The sequence below is a fragment of the Sutcliffiella sp. FSL R7-0096 genome (genome assembly GCF_038595065.1).
GTDB lineage: Bacteria > Bacillota > Bacilli > Bacillales > Bacillaceae_I > Sutcliffiella_A.
In genome coordinates, this window is sequence record NZ_CP152003.1 from 4,440,070 (window position 1) to 4,457,837 (window position 17,768).

15 protein-coding genes are annotated in these 17,768 nt (G+C 41.3%); 4 read left to right on the top strand and 11 right to left on the bottom strand.

All coding sequences use genetic code 11. The features are described 5' to 3' along the window. Positions 1–34: 34 nt before the first annotated feature. The 6 genes from wecB to MKY77_RS22830 all read right to left on the bottom strand — a co-directional run bounded on the left by wecB (position 35) and on the right by MKY77_RS22830 (position 6,757). Positions 35–1,165 (bottom strand): UDP-N-acetylglucosamine 2-epimerase (non-hydrolyzing), encoded by a 1,131-nt coding sequence (gene wecB, locus MKY77_RS22805; RefSeq protein ID WP_339149894.1) that lies wholly within the window; start codon positions 1,163–1,165, stop codon positions 35–37. A gap of 247 nt (positions 1,166–1,412) precedes the next feature. Beyond that, a complete protein-coding gene (locus tag MKY77_RS22810) occupies positions 1,413–2,105 on the bottom strand; it encodes a DUF4956 domain-containing protein (RefSeq protein WP_339147897.1) in 693 nt (230 codons plus the stop codon). Between the two features lie 26 nt (positions 2,106–2,131). Further along, a complete protein-coding gene (locus MKY77_RS22815; protein ID WP_339147898.1) occupies positions 2,132–2,728 on the bottom strand; it encodes a leucine-rich repeat domain-containing protein in 597 nt (198 codons plus the stop codon). A gap of 19 nt (positions 2,729–2,747) precedes the next feature. Further along, complete coding sequence (locus MKY77_RS22820) at positions 2,748–4,514, bottom strand: CotH kinase family protein (protein WP_339147899.1); 1,767 nt, start codon at positions 4,512–4,514, stop codon at positions 2,748–2,750. A 12-nt stretch (positions 4,515–4,526) separates the two neighbouring features. Continuing rightward, positions 4,527–5,285: a polyphosphate polymerase domain-containing protein gene (locus tag MKY77_RS22825; RefSeq protein WP_339147900.1), complete on the bottom strand. Its 759-nt coding sequence runs from the start codon at positions 5,283–5,285 to the stop codon at positions 4,527–4,529. Between the two features lie 191 nt (positions 5,286–5,476). After that, complete coding sequence (locus MKY77_RS22830; RefSeq protein WP_339147901.1) at positions 5,477–6,757, bottom strand: nucleotide sugar dehydrogenase; 1,281 nt, start codon at positions 6,755–6,757, stop codon at positions 5,477–5,479. Between the two features lie 327 nt (positions 6,758–7,084). Here MKY77_RS22830 and MKY77_RS22835 point away from each other — a divergent pair, with 327 nt between their 5' ends. Then, the gene (locus tag MKY77_RS22835) at positions 7,085–8,011 is read left to right on the top strand and encodes a LytR family transcriptional regulator (RefSeq protein WP_339147902.1); all 927 of its coding nucleotides are present in this window, start codon (positions 7,085–7,087) and stop codon (positions 8,009–8,011) included. A 150-nt stretch (positions 8,012–8,161) separates the two neighbouring features. Here MKY77_RS22835 and MKY77_RS22840 read toward each other — a convergent pair whose 3' ends face one another. The 4 genes from MKY77_RS22840 to MKY77_RS22855 all read right to left on the bottom strand — a co-directional run bounded on the left by MKY77_RS22840 (position 8,162) and on the right by MKY77_RS22855 (position 11,230). Continuing rightward, positions 8,162–8,860 carry a hypothetical protein gene (locus MKY77_RS22840; RefSeq protein ID WP_339147903.1) on the bottom strand — a complete coding sequence of 233 codons (699 nt, stop codon included), beginning with the start codon at positions 8,858–8,860 and terminating at the stop codon, positions 8,162–8,164. Between the two features lie 438 nt (positions 8,861–9,298). Continuing rightward, positions 9,299–9,907 carry a class D sortase gene (locus MKY77_RS22845; RefSeq protein WP_339147904.1) on the bottom strand — a complete coding sequence of 203 codons (609 nt, stop codon included), beginning with the start codon at positions 9,905–9,907 and terminating at the stop codon, positions 9,299–9,301. Positions 9,908–9,985: 78 nt separating this feature from the next. Beyond that, complete coding sequence (locus tag MKY77_RS22850) at positions 9,986–10,303, bottom strand: hypothetical protein (protein WP_339147905.1); 318 nt, start codon at positions 10,301–10,303, stop codon at positions 9,986–9,988. A gap of 138 nt (positions 10,304–10,441) precedes the next feature. After that, positions 10,442–11,230, bottom strand: a complete 789-nt coding sequence (locus tag MKY77_RS22855) for an N-acetylmuramoyl-L-alanine amidase (protein ID WP_339147906.1) — start codon at positions 11,228–11,230, stop codon at positions 10,442–10,444. 223 nt (positions 11,231–11,453) lie between these two features. On the opposite strand from MKY77_RS22855, the gene MKY77_RS22860 reads away from it, so the two are divergent. The 3 genes from MKY77_RS22860 to MKY77_RS22870 all read left to right on the top strand — a co-directional run bounded on the left by MKY77_RS22860 (position 11,454) and on the right by MKY77_RS22870 (position 16,926). Further along, complete coding sequence (locus tag MKY77_RS22860) at positions 11,454–11,996, top strand: BsuPI-related putative proteinase inhibitor (RefSeq protein ID WP_339147907.1); 543 nt, start codon at positions 11,454–11,456, stop codon at positions 11,994–11,996. 573 nt (positions 11,997–12,569) lie between these two features. Next, the gene (locus MKY77_RS22865) at positions 12,570–14,120 is read left to right on the top strand and encodes a hypothetical protein (protein ID WP_339147908.1); all 1,551 of its coding nucleotides are present in this window, start codon (positions 12,570–12,572) and stop codon (positions 14,118–14,120) included. After that, positions 14,113–16,926: a DEAD/DEAH box helicase gene (locus tag MKY77_RS22870; protein ID WP_339147909.1), complete on the top strand. Its 2,814-nt coding sequence runs from the start codon at positions 14,113–14,115 to the stop codon at positions 16,924–16,926. Before MKY77_RS22865 ends, MKY77_RS22870 begins: the two co-directional genes overlap by 8 nt. A gap of 126 nt (positions 16,927–17,052) precedes the next feature. Here the strand turns inward: MKY77_RS22870 and MKY77_RS22875 are convergent, their stop codons facing one another. Beyond that, a complete protein-coding gene (locus tag MKY77_RS22875; protein ID WP_339147910.1) occupies positions 17,053–17,583 on the bottom strand; it encodes a VanZ family protein in 531 nt (176 codons plus the stop codon). Positions 17,584–17,768: the final 185 nt, after the last annotated feature.

A 17,768-nucleotide genomic window follows, 5' to 3' on the forward strand; every position in this document is an offset into this window, starting at 1 on the left:
TCACTCCATTTTAGGTTAGTGAGGATATATTTTATTAGGTGCTAGTTTCAAATTCTATTGGCTTTAATTTATTGATATTAAAATGATATAAAATTGCTTCAACTATACGCCTGGATGCTTCTCCATCTCCATACGGATTAGATGCTCTAGACATACTTTCATACACTGTTTCATCTGTTAGAAGTTCAGATGCTAGCATGTAGATCCCTTCCTCGCTCGTTCCTGCTAATTTTAAAGTTCCTGCTTCAATACCTTCTGGGCGTTCTGTAGTGTCTCTTAGTACTAGAACAGGAGTCCCCAATGAAGGAGCTTCTTCCTGCACTCCACCTGAATCGGTCAGAATAATGTGCGCACGTGAAGCAAAGTTATGGAAATCCTGAACTCCTAACGGCTCTATTAAATGAATTCTGGAATCGTTCCCCAATACCTCATCTGCTAATTCACGGACTACAGGATTCAAGTGGACTGGGTAAACAACCTGTATATCGTTATATTCTTCAACTAATCTCTTAATAGCTCTAAACATGTTTCGCATTGGTTCGCCTAGGTTCTCTCTTCTGTGTGCAGTTAATAGAACCATACGGTCGTCTCCAATAATGTCTAGCACCTCATGATGATACTTTTCCGTCACAGTTGTTTTTAGAGCGTCTATTGCTGTATTTCCTGTTATATACACATTTTCAGTTTTTTTGTTTTCATTAATTAGGCTAATCGAAGCTTGTTGAGTAGGAGCAAAGTGTAAATCAGCCAATACTCCCGTTAATTGTCTGTTCATTTCTTCGGGAAAAGGTGAGTACTTATCCCATGTTCTTAGCCCTGCTTCGACGTGCCCAACTGAAATTTGATTATAAAAAGCTGCTAATCCAGCCACAAATGTAGTGGTAGTATCGCCATGAACAAGTACAATGTCAGGTTGTACTTGTTTTAAAACCTTGTCTAGTCCATGAAGTACATTGGAAGTAACATCAATCAAAGTCTGTCTTTCTTTCATAATATTTAAATCATAGTCGGGAGTTACATCAAATATTTCCAATACTTGATCCAACATTTCTCTATGTTGACCTGTGACGGTGACAATTGATTCTATATGTTCAGAGTTCTTTTGTAACTCTAATACTAAAGGAGCCATTTTTATTGCTTCAGGTCGAGTCCCAAAGACAGTCATTACTTTAATCTTTTTCACTTTGTGTACCTCCAAAGTTGTACATTAAAATTTGATATAAAGAATCTACTATATATAATCCAATTGATAAATTAATCCCCTATATATCCTAAAGGATTGGAATTGTAATGTAAATGTAATAAAGGAAAATTCTTTAAAAAGTTTCTGTAGACCTCACTAAAGAGAAGATTTCTAATTTAATAGTTTGATGGATATACGGGCCAATATAAGGAAGTTAAATTCTCTTCAACTACCTCCCCTCATACCTCACATAATTCATACTAACCTTCAAATTAGCATTACGCTCTCGAATCTCATCAATGATAACCTTATCACTTACATCCGTCTTATTATTAATGAGGTATTCCATTTGGATCATCGTTCCGAGATTAGTAGTTTCAACTTTTTGCAAACTGTAGGTTTCGAGATATTTCTCAAAGATGTCGTCGAATAGGTTTTCGTAGTGCAGGTTTTCCGGCACGGTGATTTTCAGACTTTTAGTTGCTTCTCCTCTGCGTCCGTAGTTAAAGAGGAACAGGATGTATATCAGGATGGATAGGGATACTGTGAATAGGATGGCAAGTAGATAGAATCCCAGTCCACATGCGATTCCTGTTGCCATTCCGAAAAAGATGAAGGCGATGTCTTTTGGGTCTGCCATCGCACTTCTAAACCGAATAATGGAAAAGGCTCCGACAAGGCCGAATGCTACTGCGACGTTATTACCTATAACAATCATGATGACCGAAACGACCACACCCATGATGATGATGGTATGTACAAAGGATTGAGAGTAGTTGTTCCCTTTATGTGTTCTTTTATAGACCTGTGTAATGATTATAGTCAGGACAAAGGTCAGGAATATGGCAATGAAGGCCTGGACAATCGTAAGCTTGGTGGTTAGATTAGCGAGTTTGGAAAACTCTTCGATTAGTTGGTTCATGCTTGTCACCTTTCTTTCTCTTCCGATTAAAAGTCTTTGTCTTCAATAGAAGGATAATAATGGTCAATCGGACTGTAGTCCGTGATAGGATTGCCTTCTAAGTAAAGGCGGATGGTTAAGTATTCGTGGTCCTGTAATGCTTCAATGTTCTCAATTCGATTATGTCTAAGGTTAACATCCTCTAAGTACGCTGTTTTTGAAAGAGGAGAAATATCCTCTATTAGGTTATTTCGTAGATTGAGTACCCTGAGATCTTCGAAATTCGTCAAAGTCGAGATATCGGCGATTTGGTTGCCCCTGAGATTTAGGTCAACAAGTTTGGTCAATCCCCCAATAGGTTTAATGTCAGTTATCCGGTTGTCTCGCAAATCCAATGTTTTGAGCTCTGTAAGGAAATGTATGCCTTCGAGATTCTCGATCCCCGCGTCACGGATAGCCAGTTCTTCAATTGTTTTTAATTGATCTTGGGTGATGAGACCGTCCTCTTGGATGACCTCACGCACTGCCTCTTCCACTTTTTTATCTGCAAAATATATCCCTTTTGGTGCGAGCTGGAACATAATGCCCCAAAGAATCAGTAGAGGGAGTAGTAACAATATAATGAACATTAGCTTTTTCTGCATAAATCGGCTCCCCTCCTTGCTATGGTTTTTTCAGTATGAATTCCTGTTTTTCTGACAGGTCGATAGACTTTACACTAGTTACTTTATTGGAGAATGGATTTACATAGGAATCTATTATGGTATTTACTGTACCGGCTTCATCCAGTTGAACAAGCTGCAAGTCCCACTGTTCACCAATAGATACGTCCTCATGGTACCAGTTTTCTTTTCCAATCCATCCTGTATCGTTTCGATAGTAAAGTGTCAGTTGTCCTTTCAAACTACCACCACTAGTTTCAATGACCCAGCAACGGTCAATGTCTGTAGATGAGCTGCTCGGTTGGACTGTAACGGTTAGGCTTTGGGCATTTTCATTACTTTCCACATCCACTTTTCCGATTACCCAACCCTCTTTGTCTCGTAAGTAAAGTACATCACTAGCCTTGACGTTGGTAACATCTATGGTGGCAGTATTTTTCACTGTCCCAAGTCCTTCAAGATATTGCGTTAGATATTGATAACGCAATTCAATGAAATCTAGTATGTTTTCTTTATAATACTCCTCATGCCCTTTTTCGCCTATGCTGTTCTTTTCATGCAAAATAAATTTCTTTTCCGCTGTATGTTCACCGTTTAATTCGAGGATGTTAGAAAATTCATCCATTTTATTTTGAAAATAATAGGACGAAAAGGTTTCAGACATCAAGTATTGCATTCGTTCATTTAACTGTGCTCTTAGCTCTGGTGTATCCAAAAACTTTTGGAGCAATTGGTTATCAAACCTTGATTGGATTGGGGATTCATAGGCAAAGAAATGGTTCCCCGTCCCTGCCCCTTGACGGTAATGGGAGCCAAAAGAAAGGTCTTTATCCCATGGAATCAGTTTCCATTTGGCTTCGTCTGTTTCTGAATCCAAGTACATCCAATAGTCATCGGAGAAAGCGTCTACATCAGCAATCAAAAAATGAACGATTAGCCAGTCGATAAAGGCCTGCGTATCCACCCGTTCTTCAATTCCATTAACAAAATCCGGGCCAGCCTCTGTATGATAGACCCATTCCAACAACTCTGAAAAAGCTTTCCAGTCCGGCTTATTTCGATAATTGGTGGTTTGCTCCAAAAACTCTGCTCTATTTTCTACCGTTTGAATATCAAAACTGAAGATCGAGGAAGACTCTACATTTTCCAGTTGCAGATTGTGTCTGAATTCGTCCCTAACCAATGTCCCACTAGGGTTCAATCCGAAATGGGCAAGCATGTGATCGTCAATTCTTTCAATATGAAGGTATAATCCTTCAAAACTACCATTTACATAAACATTGAAGTATTTTGTCCGGGGGGCAGGCAGCCCCAACTCATGAAACATATCAAATGATAGTTTCTCCCTCATCATGGAAGGGTCTGTGTACATGGCATTCAAGTTCATATGTGTCCCACCAAAAATAAACTCCTTTGGTGAATCAAATCGAATACTGAACGATTTCTTCGGAAGTCCTCTTGAAGAATTCCCTCTGAACCTAAGTTCTGCATTATGTTCCTTTAAAGACCCGTCTACCGCTATGGCTTGAATACGTTGATCGTCTTTAGCATCCCTGCTATATAGGTAGTCGAGATCAACCTCGTTCATAGTCAAATAAAGATTTCCGATTTGGTCATTTTCTTCTGGTGTGTTTTCAGGAATATGAGCTCCATCATTTTCTTGCAGACTAGTAGTCACTTTTTCAGGGGATGCCGCCAAAAAGAAAGCCAACCCGAACACACCAAGAAAACATATTGATAGTAGTGAAAGTGTTAACCATTTATTCATAGGAATAGCTCCTTAACCGGTATAGACCGCTGTATTCTCTAATGTTGAGCTTCTATTTTGTTCTTCTGCCATTAGGTCGATGCTCGTGCAAAATTTGGATACACTTTGCTTTTTGCACCGATAGTCACTGAGTAGTCTTGTAAGCCATAACGGCACACTGTGCGTAACCTTCACTTCCATAATGACAAGTTCAGGATTTACGAAATTTGTTCCAAGCGGCCCATTTTCAATCCGCAAACCATGAGACCGGCACATAAGATTATAATCAAATGTAACCCTTAAATCTTCATCATAAATACCGTGAAACGCTTGGCGGTCATAACTCACTACCACTTCCGGCTGCAATTGATAAAGAGTGCGAAAGGAATGAACTTCTTTCATTGTTTGGGGATTGGAAATGTTTAAATCCTGTGGAAGGGATAAATCGCTTTGATTTAAATAGCGGTATGCATCCTGCAGGGTAATTTTCGTCCTTCTTTTATTAACAACATTTTTATACTTTTGTTTTACTTCAAAAAAAGCGGGATCCTCCATTGTGACCTCGTTATAAACCCGTAATCTTAATTTCTGTCGGAAATTTAATTTATTCCGTGTTTCATAGTAGACCTTATAATCTGGGGAATCAAAATACAAACTAATAATGTTGTACTTTCCCTCTTCTCCAAATTTGTCATACCTCATGTATGGTTGCATTTCGTCCACAAGCTTCAAATACATGTCAAAGGGGATTAAGTACTTCAGTTCATATCTGCTGAAAATCTCTAGTGCCATAATGAATTCTCGTCCTCCTTTCTTCTGCTAATCTGGACCCTTCTTTCTTTTACATGTAAGTATAATGTTAATACAGTGTAAATATTTTGTAAACTTTGTTATAGGAGGAGGGGGAGTCCTCGAAAGAAAATCCGTTTCAAAACAAAAAAAGAGCTTGGGTGCAATTGTGCACTCCAAGCCCCTCTCACTTTCTATAATCTCCACAACGTCACATTTTCCGGACATTCTTCCTTTGCCAATTTACTCTTAATATCCACCACTACTCCAGAACTACCTTTCAATAGTTCGGCAAATTGGCTCCACCCTTTATTTACATACTCTTGATGTGGAACTGCGAATACTACTGCATCGGCCGGTTGTAGGTTCTCATAATCCACTAACTCAATGCCGTATTCTCTAATTGCATCTTCTTTTTCGGCATGTGTATCCGTAACCTGTACTTCAACACCGAACTCCTTCAATTCATCGATTACATCGATGACTCGTGAATTTCTTAGATCTGGCACATTCTCTTTAAAGGTTAAGCCAAGAACGGTGACTTTCGCTCCCTGCACCTTCATATCTTTTTTTATCATCTCTTTTATTAAGGAAGTAGCGATGTGTTTACCCATATTTTCATTAATTCTGCGTCCTGCCAGAATTACTTCTGGGTGGTAGCCAACACTTTCCGCTTTAGATGTTAGGTAATAAGGATCAACACCTATACAATGTCCTCCCACCAAACCGGGTGAGAAGCGAAGAAAATTCCACTTTGTCCCAGCAGCTTGGAGCACTTCATCTGTATCAATATCCAATCGATCAAAGATTAAAGCTAATTCATTCATCAGTGCTATATTCAAATCTCTTTGTGTGTTCTCAATTACTTTGGCTGCCTCTGCTACCTTAATGGTACTAGCTCTATACACTCCTGCCTCTACAACGGAATTATAGACAGAAGCAATTATTTCTAGAATTTCTTCATTTTGCCCCGATACGATTTTAGTGATCGTTCTGAATGTACGCTCCTTATCCCCCGGATTGATTCTTTCAGGTGAATAACCAATAAAGAAATCTTCTCCACCTTTTAATCCTGATTGTTCTTCTAAAATCGGTAAGCAAACTTCTTCCGTTGCTCCTGGATAAACAGTGGACTCGTACACTACGATCGTACCTTTAGATAAGTTTCTCCCTACGGTTTCAGAAGCCTTTTTCAAAGGTGTGAGGTCTGGAACATTATGCTTATAGATTGGGGTTGGGACCGCCACAATGATAAAGTCTGCTTTAGATAATTCTGATTCATTCATCGTAAAATTAATATTTGCTTTCACCAAATCTTCAGATGATACCTCATTCGTGTAATCTGTTCCTTGTTTCAATGTGTTAATTCTATTTTCATTAATATCAAAGCCGATGATAGGATGGTTTTTACCAAATTCTACCGCTACTGGTAAACCAACATAACCTAGTCCTACGACTGCTATTTTTCTATTCATAATCCATTTATCCTCCTTGGTTAAATACCTTAAGTGATGGAGATTTTTTATTTTATGATATAACTAAACTTTATAGTGAATTAAAATATATAGAATTACTCTATAAAACACAAGTGACACCTAAGGAAATATTATAGTTTGATATCCTAAAAAAATCTACTTTCAGCCCGGATTGTAAAACTAAAGTAATACTTTTAATCAAAAATACAGAATAATTCTACAAAAACTTACAATTAAAAGGAGCATTTTCCTTTAAATGTATTGTTTTAGATTCAATTTGACCATATAATCAAGAATATCGATAACTAACAGAAGGAAGAGTGCTGAATGTTCAAGAAAAAATGGTTCATTATATTAGTCAGTTTTTTAAGTGTCGCTACCATTGGTGTTGGAGTTTTTGCTTTTAGTATTTATAAGTCACTAGAAAATGCTGCCACCTCCATGCATACACCATTGGAAAGATCTAATTCGGAAAAAAGAACAACTGAAGTAGATTTCAGTAAGAAAGACCCGTTAGCCTTCTTAATCTTAGGGGTAGACGAAAGACCTGGAGACAAAGGCCGCTCAGATTCTATGATTGTACTCACTGTTAACCCTAATGACAAATCCATGCAGATGGTAAGCATTCCTCGTGATACAAGAACCGAAATCATTGGTAAAGGGTTCGACGACAAAATAAACCATGCCTATGCGTTTGGAGGTCCAGAAATGTCCATTGCTACAGTGGAGAACTTCTTGGATATCCCGATTGATTATTTTGTTCAGGTAAATATGGAGAGCTTTAAGGATATAGTCGATGCTGTGGGCGGAGTGACTGTAAACAACAAATTAGAGTTTAGCCAAGATGGACATCAATTTTCTTTAGGGGAAATTGATTTAAATGGAGAGGAAGCGCTAAGCTTCTCCAGAATGCGTTCTGTTGACAGCGATTTTGGTCGCCAACAAAGACAGCGGGATATCATTCAAGGCGTTATCAACAAAGGAGCTTCTATATCTTCCGTAACAAAGATTGATGACATCTTAGATATATTGGGGAACAGTGTACGTACAAATCTTACATTCAACGAAATGGTAGACATTCAATCCAACTATAAAGATGCCCGTCACGAGCTATCCCAACATCAGCTGACAGGCTCTGGTACAAGAATCAATAGCATTTATTATTTAATTGTTCCGGAAGAAGACCGCCTGGCTATCTCCAACCAACTGAAAAAACATTTAGAACTCGATTCAGAGGTTGCAAGCAATCACTAAATAACAAGAGGACTACCAACTATCGTAACGGGTTAGTTTTGAGGTGCAAGCATAGGAAAAATCATATCAATCCGCATAAGATTAATCCTATCAAATCATAGTAACTATCACATACAAAAAAGCATTGGAAACAATAGGTTCCTATGCTTTTTATTTTATGTATTCATATATCGCCCAAGGAAGCCATAAAACAGGTTCTGTACCTACATCTTCTTCATTACTATATCCACAATAGCGGGCAGCTTCTTCAAGAGAAGGTATAAATCCATTTTGGTTCAAAGTGAATTTAAAATGTTCATTAAAGTCTTTTTCTAAACCATTACACAAATATGAGTGAAATCCCCCGTTCTCGTATCCAAGGATTTCATAGCCAATAAATTTTGATTCCTTTTCTTCAATAGGGAGCCTGGTTAACAATAATTTTTCAATTCCGTATTGGTTTTCTGCTATGTTAAGAGGCTCTTCATATTTGATAAACTCATCAACATACTTTTCTGGTAATCCAATCCCGATAATTTTAGCATCAGATAAATGGCAAAGAAATTTGTAAAGGAATTCTTTTGCGAGTTCTTTTGTTGTAAATACCTGTGGATATGCAAAAATTCCTCCTTCAAAATTATCTCCAACCCAATTTTCTATTTCTTCATAGGTGCTTTGAGATATATTTATGCGTTGAATGTATTTTTGTTTTGCTTCTTTCGAGCGCCCCCATAAAGCATTAATTTCAGGGTGGAAATCACAAATACAATCACTAGCTGATAATATGGTTTCTGGAATTAAATGTTTATCTTTGTAATCAGGTCTTACAACAGGAGTTATGATGTAATACGCTCCTAAGATAAAATTCATTGTTACGCTTCCCCCCATTTCACACACTATTTCACAACTATTTTGGCACAAATAATCACACTGAACAACAAGCATTGTCACCCTCAAGAAAAGCGATGTGAATTTATCAAGAGAAATGATGATATAAGAAGGTAAAATGTTGATATAGCAATAAAAATAAAAGCGTGAATTCTTATGAGAATCCACGCTAGAAACTTAATGTGATTTACCATTTTGCACCCTATATCGGAACCCGTTACAACTATCGACAGCCCTCTTTTTTGTTATTTCCTTCATGATAATTAATCCTTTAACTAACAGTAGCATTTTCCATGAGTATGTATTTGCATCTAGACCGCATTCCCTTTCAATACCTGAAAGCGTCCATCATATGAAAGGTCCTCAAAGCTAGGGGCATCGCCGATAGGAACCCAAAAGAAAAACACCTCGAAAGGTGCCTCATCTTGTATCCACAGGTTTGGCATACAATATATATCTTTCCGGCGCAGCCCCGGTCAATGTGAACGGATAACATGTTGTCAAAAGTAAATCCTCTTTCTCTTTTTGCAGTGTGATGACTGTTCGGTCGTCTTCATCCACAATTTTCGAATCATAAATTTCATACATATAATCCCCGTAAGGCATCCTAACAAAAAATCTATCTCCCATCTCCAGCTCTCCTAGACGTAAAAATACCGTATCCCTGTGTCCCGAAAAGACAATCTGGCCGTCCTCACCCGGAAAGGATGCTCCCTTATAGTGTCCTACCCCTTTTTTAAGTTCGTCTGGATCCGTCCCCTCTACTATAGGAAGCTCAGCCTCCAGCTTTGGGATTTCCAACAATCCGATAATCTCACCTGTCTCCGGTGCAAAGTCATCCGGCTTCTTGGGGCGATCCTTTTTATCGGGGCTCGCTTTTGAATCGACCTTATCCTTTGTCATTCCGACCGCATCCCTTAAGGCCGCTTCCGTCTTTCTATCCATGCTGAGCTTCTCAAATAGGCCGTAGCCTATGAATGAAACGCCTGCAACGATAAACAAGAGGGCAATGATCATTCCCTTTTTCAATGTATTCAGTCTCCCAACAATTTTATAATTTAATTTTACATTATCCGGGAAAAACAACAAGCCCAGCGGTTCGACAAATTACAATACTTTATCAAATACCCCGGATATGTTTTTCATGATGATCGGTAAAAATGCGGCAATCAGGTGCAAGCCAATCAATGCGAAATGATAAAATTTACTCTTTGTCAATCGAAATACTAATGGAATGACAACCAATAGAATGCCCGCTACGCTGATCATGGAATATATCATTGTGCCCTGCGCTTCCCCAAAAGTCATAAGTAAATAGAAGAACCCAACAATACTTATGTTATAAAGTAAGAATAAAAATGAAAGTGCAAAGCAGATGAAATTGCTGAAACTCTTTATTTTTGACCGCCAATCAATAGATTTCATTCTTTCTATATCCCCCTAAATACCATTTCAGTTGTCTCCCCTATTCATTCGATAAATAAGTACATTTTCCCTGTTTTTTTCTTTATTTTGGAGAAAAAATGTCGAAATTAAAAAAAGCCCCTGTTCGGAGGCCTTTATTTATATGCTGATAAATGTTGAATATCCTTGTGATCTTAGCGTTGACGCCAAGCGATCCGCATTTTCTTTTTGGGAAAAGGCCCCTGCCTGCACTTTATATAAATTCTGCTCTCTGAACACAAACGTGTTAAAGCCTTTTCGATTTAATTCTGCTGCCAAGTTGTCGGCATTTTCCTTAGCTTGGAAGGCCCCGACCTGGACTCTATAGATCCTTGTAGTGGGCGGTGGTGACGGTTTGAGTCTCAGGTTGAAATATTCAACCAATCCCTCTGCAATGGCAATCGCACAGGTTCTGCGGTAGCTGTCTGTTTTGAGCAATTGTGCTTCCTGATAGAATGTCATAAAGCCGCATTCACACAATATCGATGCCATGTTCGTTTCTCTCAGTACATGGAAATTTGCGGATTTGATTCCTCTATCTCTCCGTCCTGTTGCTTGAATAAGCCTACGGTGTACCATGTTGGCAAGGCGGTCGGAGTTAGGGGAGTTGACCACTGGAGTATAAGTTTCTATCCCTTGAGTAGTATTCCAGCCCCCGTTACCGAAAGCATTGGCATGGATGGAGACAAACGCCCGCGCCCCCCAGCTGTTAGCTCTATCTGTACGTTCCTGCAACGGTACATCTCTGTCATCCGAATGGGTAAACAGGACCTCCACATCTTGATAGCGCAATAACTCCTGCCTCGCATACTGGGCAACCACCCTATTAAATTCATATTCTCTCATACCATCAGGTGTTCGCTTACCAGGTGTACTATAGCCATGACCAGCATCTAGTACTATTCTCATCAATTCCACCTCTTTCTACAGATTTAGACCATTTGCACTATCATTGTATGTCCCGAATGTAAAACATTTACAAAAAGAGGCATCTGACCAGTCCGTCCTCTTGTAACCTTTTATATAATTTAACGTCTAAAGTTACAAAGAGGGGTATGGTATATATAAAGTGTTAGCAAGTGCAGGAATGGTGCATTCCCCTATTACTAATCTGATGAACGGAGGTGTTGACATGTATAAAATAATACTTTTTCTAACAATGTTCCACATGCTTGCCGCATGTGGAACGAGTGGTAATTCCACCCAGGAAGAACCTGTCGAAAACAACTCCTCTACAGGCAGCGAAGTTTCAGATGGAAATGAAGAAGAAACCCCTGAATCGGACAAGGCAAAGGAAGAATTGAAAGAGAAGATGAAAGTAGAGGAAAACAAAGACGGGGAGCTCAACGGACAGATTGAGCGAAAAGATCAGGACTTCCTATTCACTGTCATAAACAACCAAGAAAAGGATGCAGAAATCACCTTTTCTTCCGGACAGGAATACGACTATGTGGTCATCGATGAATCAGGCAAAGTCGTTAAAAAGCTGTCCGAGGGGATGATGTACACCCAAGCTATAAAAGAAGTCGTTTTAGCACCAGGTGAAAAGCTGGAATACCCAGTATCCTATGACGACGTAACAGCAGACCTAGCTGTTGGAGAATACACCATTGAATTTTTCTTCACAGACTCCAACCACCACGCTTCAGCAAAGGAAACATTCACCATCGAATGATTTGGGCAACCTTTCATAAGGTTGTAACTCCACCGTAAAGTATCTATAATAGAATAAGAAGATTTTACCGCCAAAGGTCTACGAGTCGAAGTAGACCTTTTCGTTTTTTGGCTGTGGTATAAAATTTATAAAATAAGGCCCATTTTGTGAAATGGGGTTCACCCTGTTGACTGAAGTGCAAGGTGAGAGACTCCTCGAAAATGCTAGCGCTTTTTCTTCGTGCGATGAATCGCTTCCGTAGCCTTCCTTGTCCTGAGGGAGGAAGGGACAGGGAAAACCCTACAACGAAGGAGGCCACTGAAAAACCTTAAAACTTATCTTCATTTTGGTTTCTAGCTGTTGATTGGAGCAATAGGCGAAGACTCCAGCGGGGTAGTAGCGACATTCTTGAGACCCCGCAGGGCGTAGCCCCGCGGAAAGCGAAGCCGTTTGCGGAAATCAACAGCGGCGTTTTTCAGTGGCTTCCAACGAAGTGAGGAGGCTTCCGGACCGCCCCGCAGGTAAGCGAACGCATGGAACGAAGGAAACAGGAGTAATAGAATCAACTTACAAGCAAATGGAAGGTGACACAAAATGGAGCAGTTCACAACATGGCTGATAGATACATATCCGCTCACGGAAGAAACCAACCGGCACAACCTAAAAGAAGGCTTAAAACTCTTCCGCCAAGGTAATGTCATCAACGCCTACGAGGAAGGCACAAGCATATTCGGCAAAGTGCAGGATAACGGACAAAAGCACGTACTGCTCGATACCGAAATCGGTGACCTCAGCAGATGCTCATGTGGTGCCTCTACCCTTTGCTCCCACCAGATAGCCACCTTTCTAGCCATATGGTCAGAACATCATACCATTGCTTCCCTTATAGATAGCTGGAAAACTGAAACAACCGTAAATGCTGTTCCTGTCCTAGCTGCCACAGCTAAAAAGAAGGCAACCAGCTATGAGGAGAATTCCCTTTCTAGCTGGCTGGAATTTGTGAACGATCAGCATGAAGAATTCAAAAGCTCCATCCCGACAAAAAGGACCTACCTGACCGGGCTTACTCACGCATTTTTTCCAAAACTGCGTTTACAGGCTCCAAAAAAGGCAGAAATCCGTCCGTTATTTTTGTTGCATGCCTCCATCTATTGTATGGAGCAAGTGATCAAGAGTTATGATAATACTCAACCATATCAATACATAGCAGATATCCTGCACCGATTCGTGGACATTGTCGAAGAGGAAGCAAAAGGCCTTTTTCATAGTGCGATAGCCTTTCAACTTGACTCATTGCTGAAGGAAAGCAGACAGTTGATCCGCGAAAAGCTATTGCAGCAAGAAGAACCTTTTATACGGGAAATGTTTTATATCTACCAGTTCACCTGGAATGACGTGTTCCAGCGCCGCAACTGGATGGCATCAGAGTTGAAGGAATTGGAAGGGGATGCTTCCCTGCAAGCGGAACTGGCAAAAACCCACTTGCTTTTTTTACAGAAAAAGGATGAAGAAGCCTTGAAGCTAGTCAAAAAAAACGGCAACCAGTATGCCCCGTATATTTTTCATTGGTTACAGGCACTAGTTAGTGCCAAAGCGAAGGACAGACTGGACAGCTGGCTCTCCATCTCCCTTCCCATCGTGACGGACTATATCCATTCAGAGCCAACCTACGACCGGAAAAGGCAGCTGACCAAGCACCTGCTGAAACTGTTGACGGACTACGCGCTCGAAACAAAACATGACCGACTATACAAGGAAGCTCTACGTAATCTCATGCCTTACAGCTACGGCGAATATGAATGGTACCTTTTTGAAACGAAAAGTTTCCGAAAATGGGTGGAACTGCAACTCTGGATGGGCTTTGAGCTCAGCGGCTTGGAGGCATACAAGCTTAAAGAGATAAAAAAAGCAGATCCTTATGCCCTTTTTCCGCTTTATCATGTGGCGATACATAAGGCGTTAGAACAACGAAACAAGACCGCCTATAAAGAGGCCACCTCACTTTTAAAAGCTTTACATAGCCTCTATAAAAAAGAAAAACTAGAGGATGTCTGGCTTCAATACTTGCAGCAGTTAAAAGAAGGAACCAAGCGACTCCGCTCCTTCCAAGAAGAATTGAAAAAAGGAAGATTCAGTTATGATTAATGAGGCTTTATATGCCAATTCAACCTACATCGAAGAACAGAATCAGTTTTTTCTTTATGTAAAACTCAGATCTTCTGTCCTTCCGCCATCAAGATTCATTCCGCTCCTGTTCACCTGGCATGAAGGTTCTTTTTTCGGTTCCTTTTTTCAGGAGTCCACCCATGATGGGATGGCTGGGGTATTTTTAAATCCCGGTGATGCACTGGAGCTTTTTGCGAACAATACGGAGAACTCCTTTTTAGAGCTTGAGTGGTGCGATCAATCTGAACAATATCGCCTGATTGCCCCTGCTGTTTCAGATGTAATGAACCAAAGAGCCTTTCAACCGGACTTTGCAGCTTGGCAGGCTGGAAGGCTTTCCTTCTCCTTAACCGTAGAAGGAGAGGAGCTTATTAAGCAGAACCCCCTTCTTCCCTCCTATAAGGAAAAGATGGAGGAGTGGGTCGATGCCATCATGAAGGATTGGCTGGATCGGAAAGAGGAGGAAAATCTGCAAACCTATTGGATGAACTACTCTGGGGATCCACGTGTACTTGCTGCAGAAGGCAGACTTGTGCAGTATCTTGACGAAGAGGACTGGCTCCGGGACATCGGGTGGACAAAGGATTCCACTCCCTTTAAACTTGGCCTCCGTTTATTGGAGCCGGAAAAAGGCGAGCAGGATTGGAAGTTGGAAACCCTCCTGAAGGATAAAAAAACAGAAGAACTATATGTATGGGAGGAAGATACCCTTCCTTCTTCCTATAAAAAATACAAAAAAGAAGTGAACCGTGGATTTAAAAAATGGCAGCAACTGACTCCCTCCCTCTTTTCTAATGGCCAGATCAGAAGCTATTTAACGGAAGAAGACGCTTGGCGTTTCCTTGTGGACGGAAGCGAAAGGCTACTCGCAATCGGCAGCTTCATCCATCTGCCTCCATGGTGGCAGGCTATCAAGGATTCCAGGATTAAGGTGAAGGCTCGAGTAAATGGTTCTAAAAAAGGTGGTGGCCATTCACAGTCCTTCGTGGGTCTTCAATCTCTGGTTAATTTTGAATGGCGCTTTTCAACCCGCAACACAGAGCTATCCGAGGAGGAATTTCTCGCCATGGTCGAGGAGAACCGCCGACTTGTACAGATCAAAGGCGAGTGGGTTGTACTCGATCCAGGATTTATCGAAGAGATTAAACGGATGATGAAGCATGCGGAAGAGAACGGGATCCGCATGGAAGATCTGTTGAAAAGTAATGCGGCTGGCATGGGTGGAGAGATTCCGGATGATTCAGATTCCAATTCAAGCTATTCTGTCCAGGATATCTCTTACGAAGTGACCGGCTCAGCTGAGTGCCTGATTGAACAGCTATATCAGGGCAAGGACATCCCTCCTTTTGACGTCCCGGAGACATTTAAAGGGGAGCTTAGACCCTATCAGGAACACGGAGCAGCTTGGCTGTCCTTTTTAAGGGAGCATGGTTTTGGTGCATGTCTTGCAGATGACATGGGGCTTGGGAAAACGATTCAGCTTATCGCCTACTTCCTCTCCTGCAAGGAAAAGGAACCGGATGGGCCGCCAGTGCTGATCATCTGCCCTACCTCCGTCCTTGGCAACTGGCAAAAGGAGCTGGAAAAGTTCGCTCCTAGCCTGGATGTCATGTTGCATTACGGACCAAATCGCGGGAAAGGGTCTATTTTTCGGGAGGCTGTACTAGGGTTTGATGTCGTACTGACCTCCTATGCCATCTCTCATCTGGATGAAGAGGAGCTAGCGAGTGTCGGCTGGCGCACCATCTGCCTGGATGAAGCGCAGAACATCAAAAATGCAGACACGAAACAGTCACAAGCAGTACGGAACCTGAGTGGAGAGCATCATATCGCACTCACTGGAACGCCAATGGAAAACCGTCTATCTGAGCTGTGGGCCATTTTTGATTTTATCAATCCAGGCTATCTGGGTTCCCTTGGCTCTTTCCATAAGCAGTTTGTTCTCTCGATTGAAAAGGACCAAGATAAAAAGAAAATTCAGCAGCTTCAGATGCTGATTCAGCCATTCCTGTTGCGTCGGACCAAGCAAGACGAACAGGTAGCCCTTAACCTTCCTGCCAAACAGGAACAAAAGGAATATTGCCCGCTGACCATTGAACAAGCTTCCATTTATGAGCAACTCGTAAAAGAGACATTGGATAAGGTGGAAGAACTCGGTGGCATCCAGCGCCGCGGCCTTGTTTTGAAAATGCTTGGACAACTGAAGCAGGTCTGCGATCATCCTGCCCTTTATTTAAAAGAAGAGGCGCCGGAGAATCTGTTGATGCGCTCCAGTAAGATGGAAAAGCTCGTGGAGTTAGTGGAGCAGATCCGCTTGCGCGGAGAAAGCTGCCTTATTTTCACCCAATACATCTCGATGGGGAATATGATCATCGACGCTTTGGAGTCAAGTTTAGGGGAAAAAGGGAGATTTCTGAATGGAAGTGTGGTCAAAAAAGATCGAGATCAGCTTATCCAAGATTTCCAGGCCGGGGAATTCAATGTGTTGGTGCTTTCCTTGAAAGCTGGTGGAACCGGGTTGAACCTGACAGCGGCCAACCATGTCATCCATTACGATCGTTGGTGGAACCCTGCTGTTGAGAACCAGGCAACGGACAGAGCCTACCGTATCGGGCAGAACCGGTTTGTGCATGTGCATAAATTTATTGCCACCGGAACGCTTGAAGAGAAGATTGATGCCATGATCGAATCCAAGCAAGCGCTAAATAACCAGATCATCACTAGTGAAGGCTGGATTACGGAGCTTGATAATGAGGAATTGAGAGACTTGTTGACATTGCGGTGATGATGCTTCTTGGATAGTAATCGACGTAAAGAGAAGCCATAGTAATGTTGGGGATAATGACTACCTCACTCGCATTTTGGCGTTAGGATTGTCTTCATTACCAAAGAAAAAGAGCGCAGCTCCCATCTACATAGATGGATCTTCGCTCTTTTTTGTTTCAGCTTTACGGCTCTTCTTAATATAGGTGGACAGGAACCCAGTAATGATCCCCTTCACCCCACCCATACCATTCAACCAAACATCCGCCCACTGTCCGCTTCGTTCGGGGTGCAGATGCTGCAAATACTCGTCAAGCATCGCAATCGTAAGAAGTATAGATAGACTAAACAAACATACCCTCCAATACTTCCTCCCTAAAGAACTTGCAAAATACCGGACAAGCAGATAACCAAGGACACTATAAAAAAACAGGTGGGCTCCTTTTCGGAAGAGAAACTCCACAAACTGGTAGCCTCCCATATTGTCCACACTCACCGTGCTGTCCCTGTACGTAATTTCGACGTCGGAAAATACTTGGGCGATGTGTTCTTCCGCTACAAGCATTTGCAAGTACGGCCTGATATCCTGCTCCGCGTAGGACATAGAAGACAAATAGAACAATATGACGGTCCAGCCAAAGGCCAGGAACAAATAGTATAGGATTCTCTTATTTTTCATAGGAACCACCACCGTTAATGTGTTAGATCTTTTTATTGAGGCTCTTTTTTCGATGTTTGTTGCTATTCACTAGTAAAAAGTCGGCATTTGGACTTTTTACAGCCTATCAACTCTAAAGCAGGCATGTAGTTCATTATTTACAGCCGGAAAAAGAGCACGACAATGAGAAATATAACGGTCGTTTG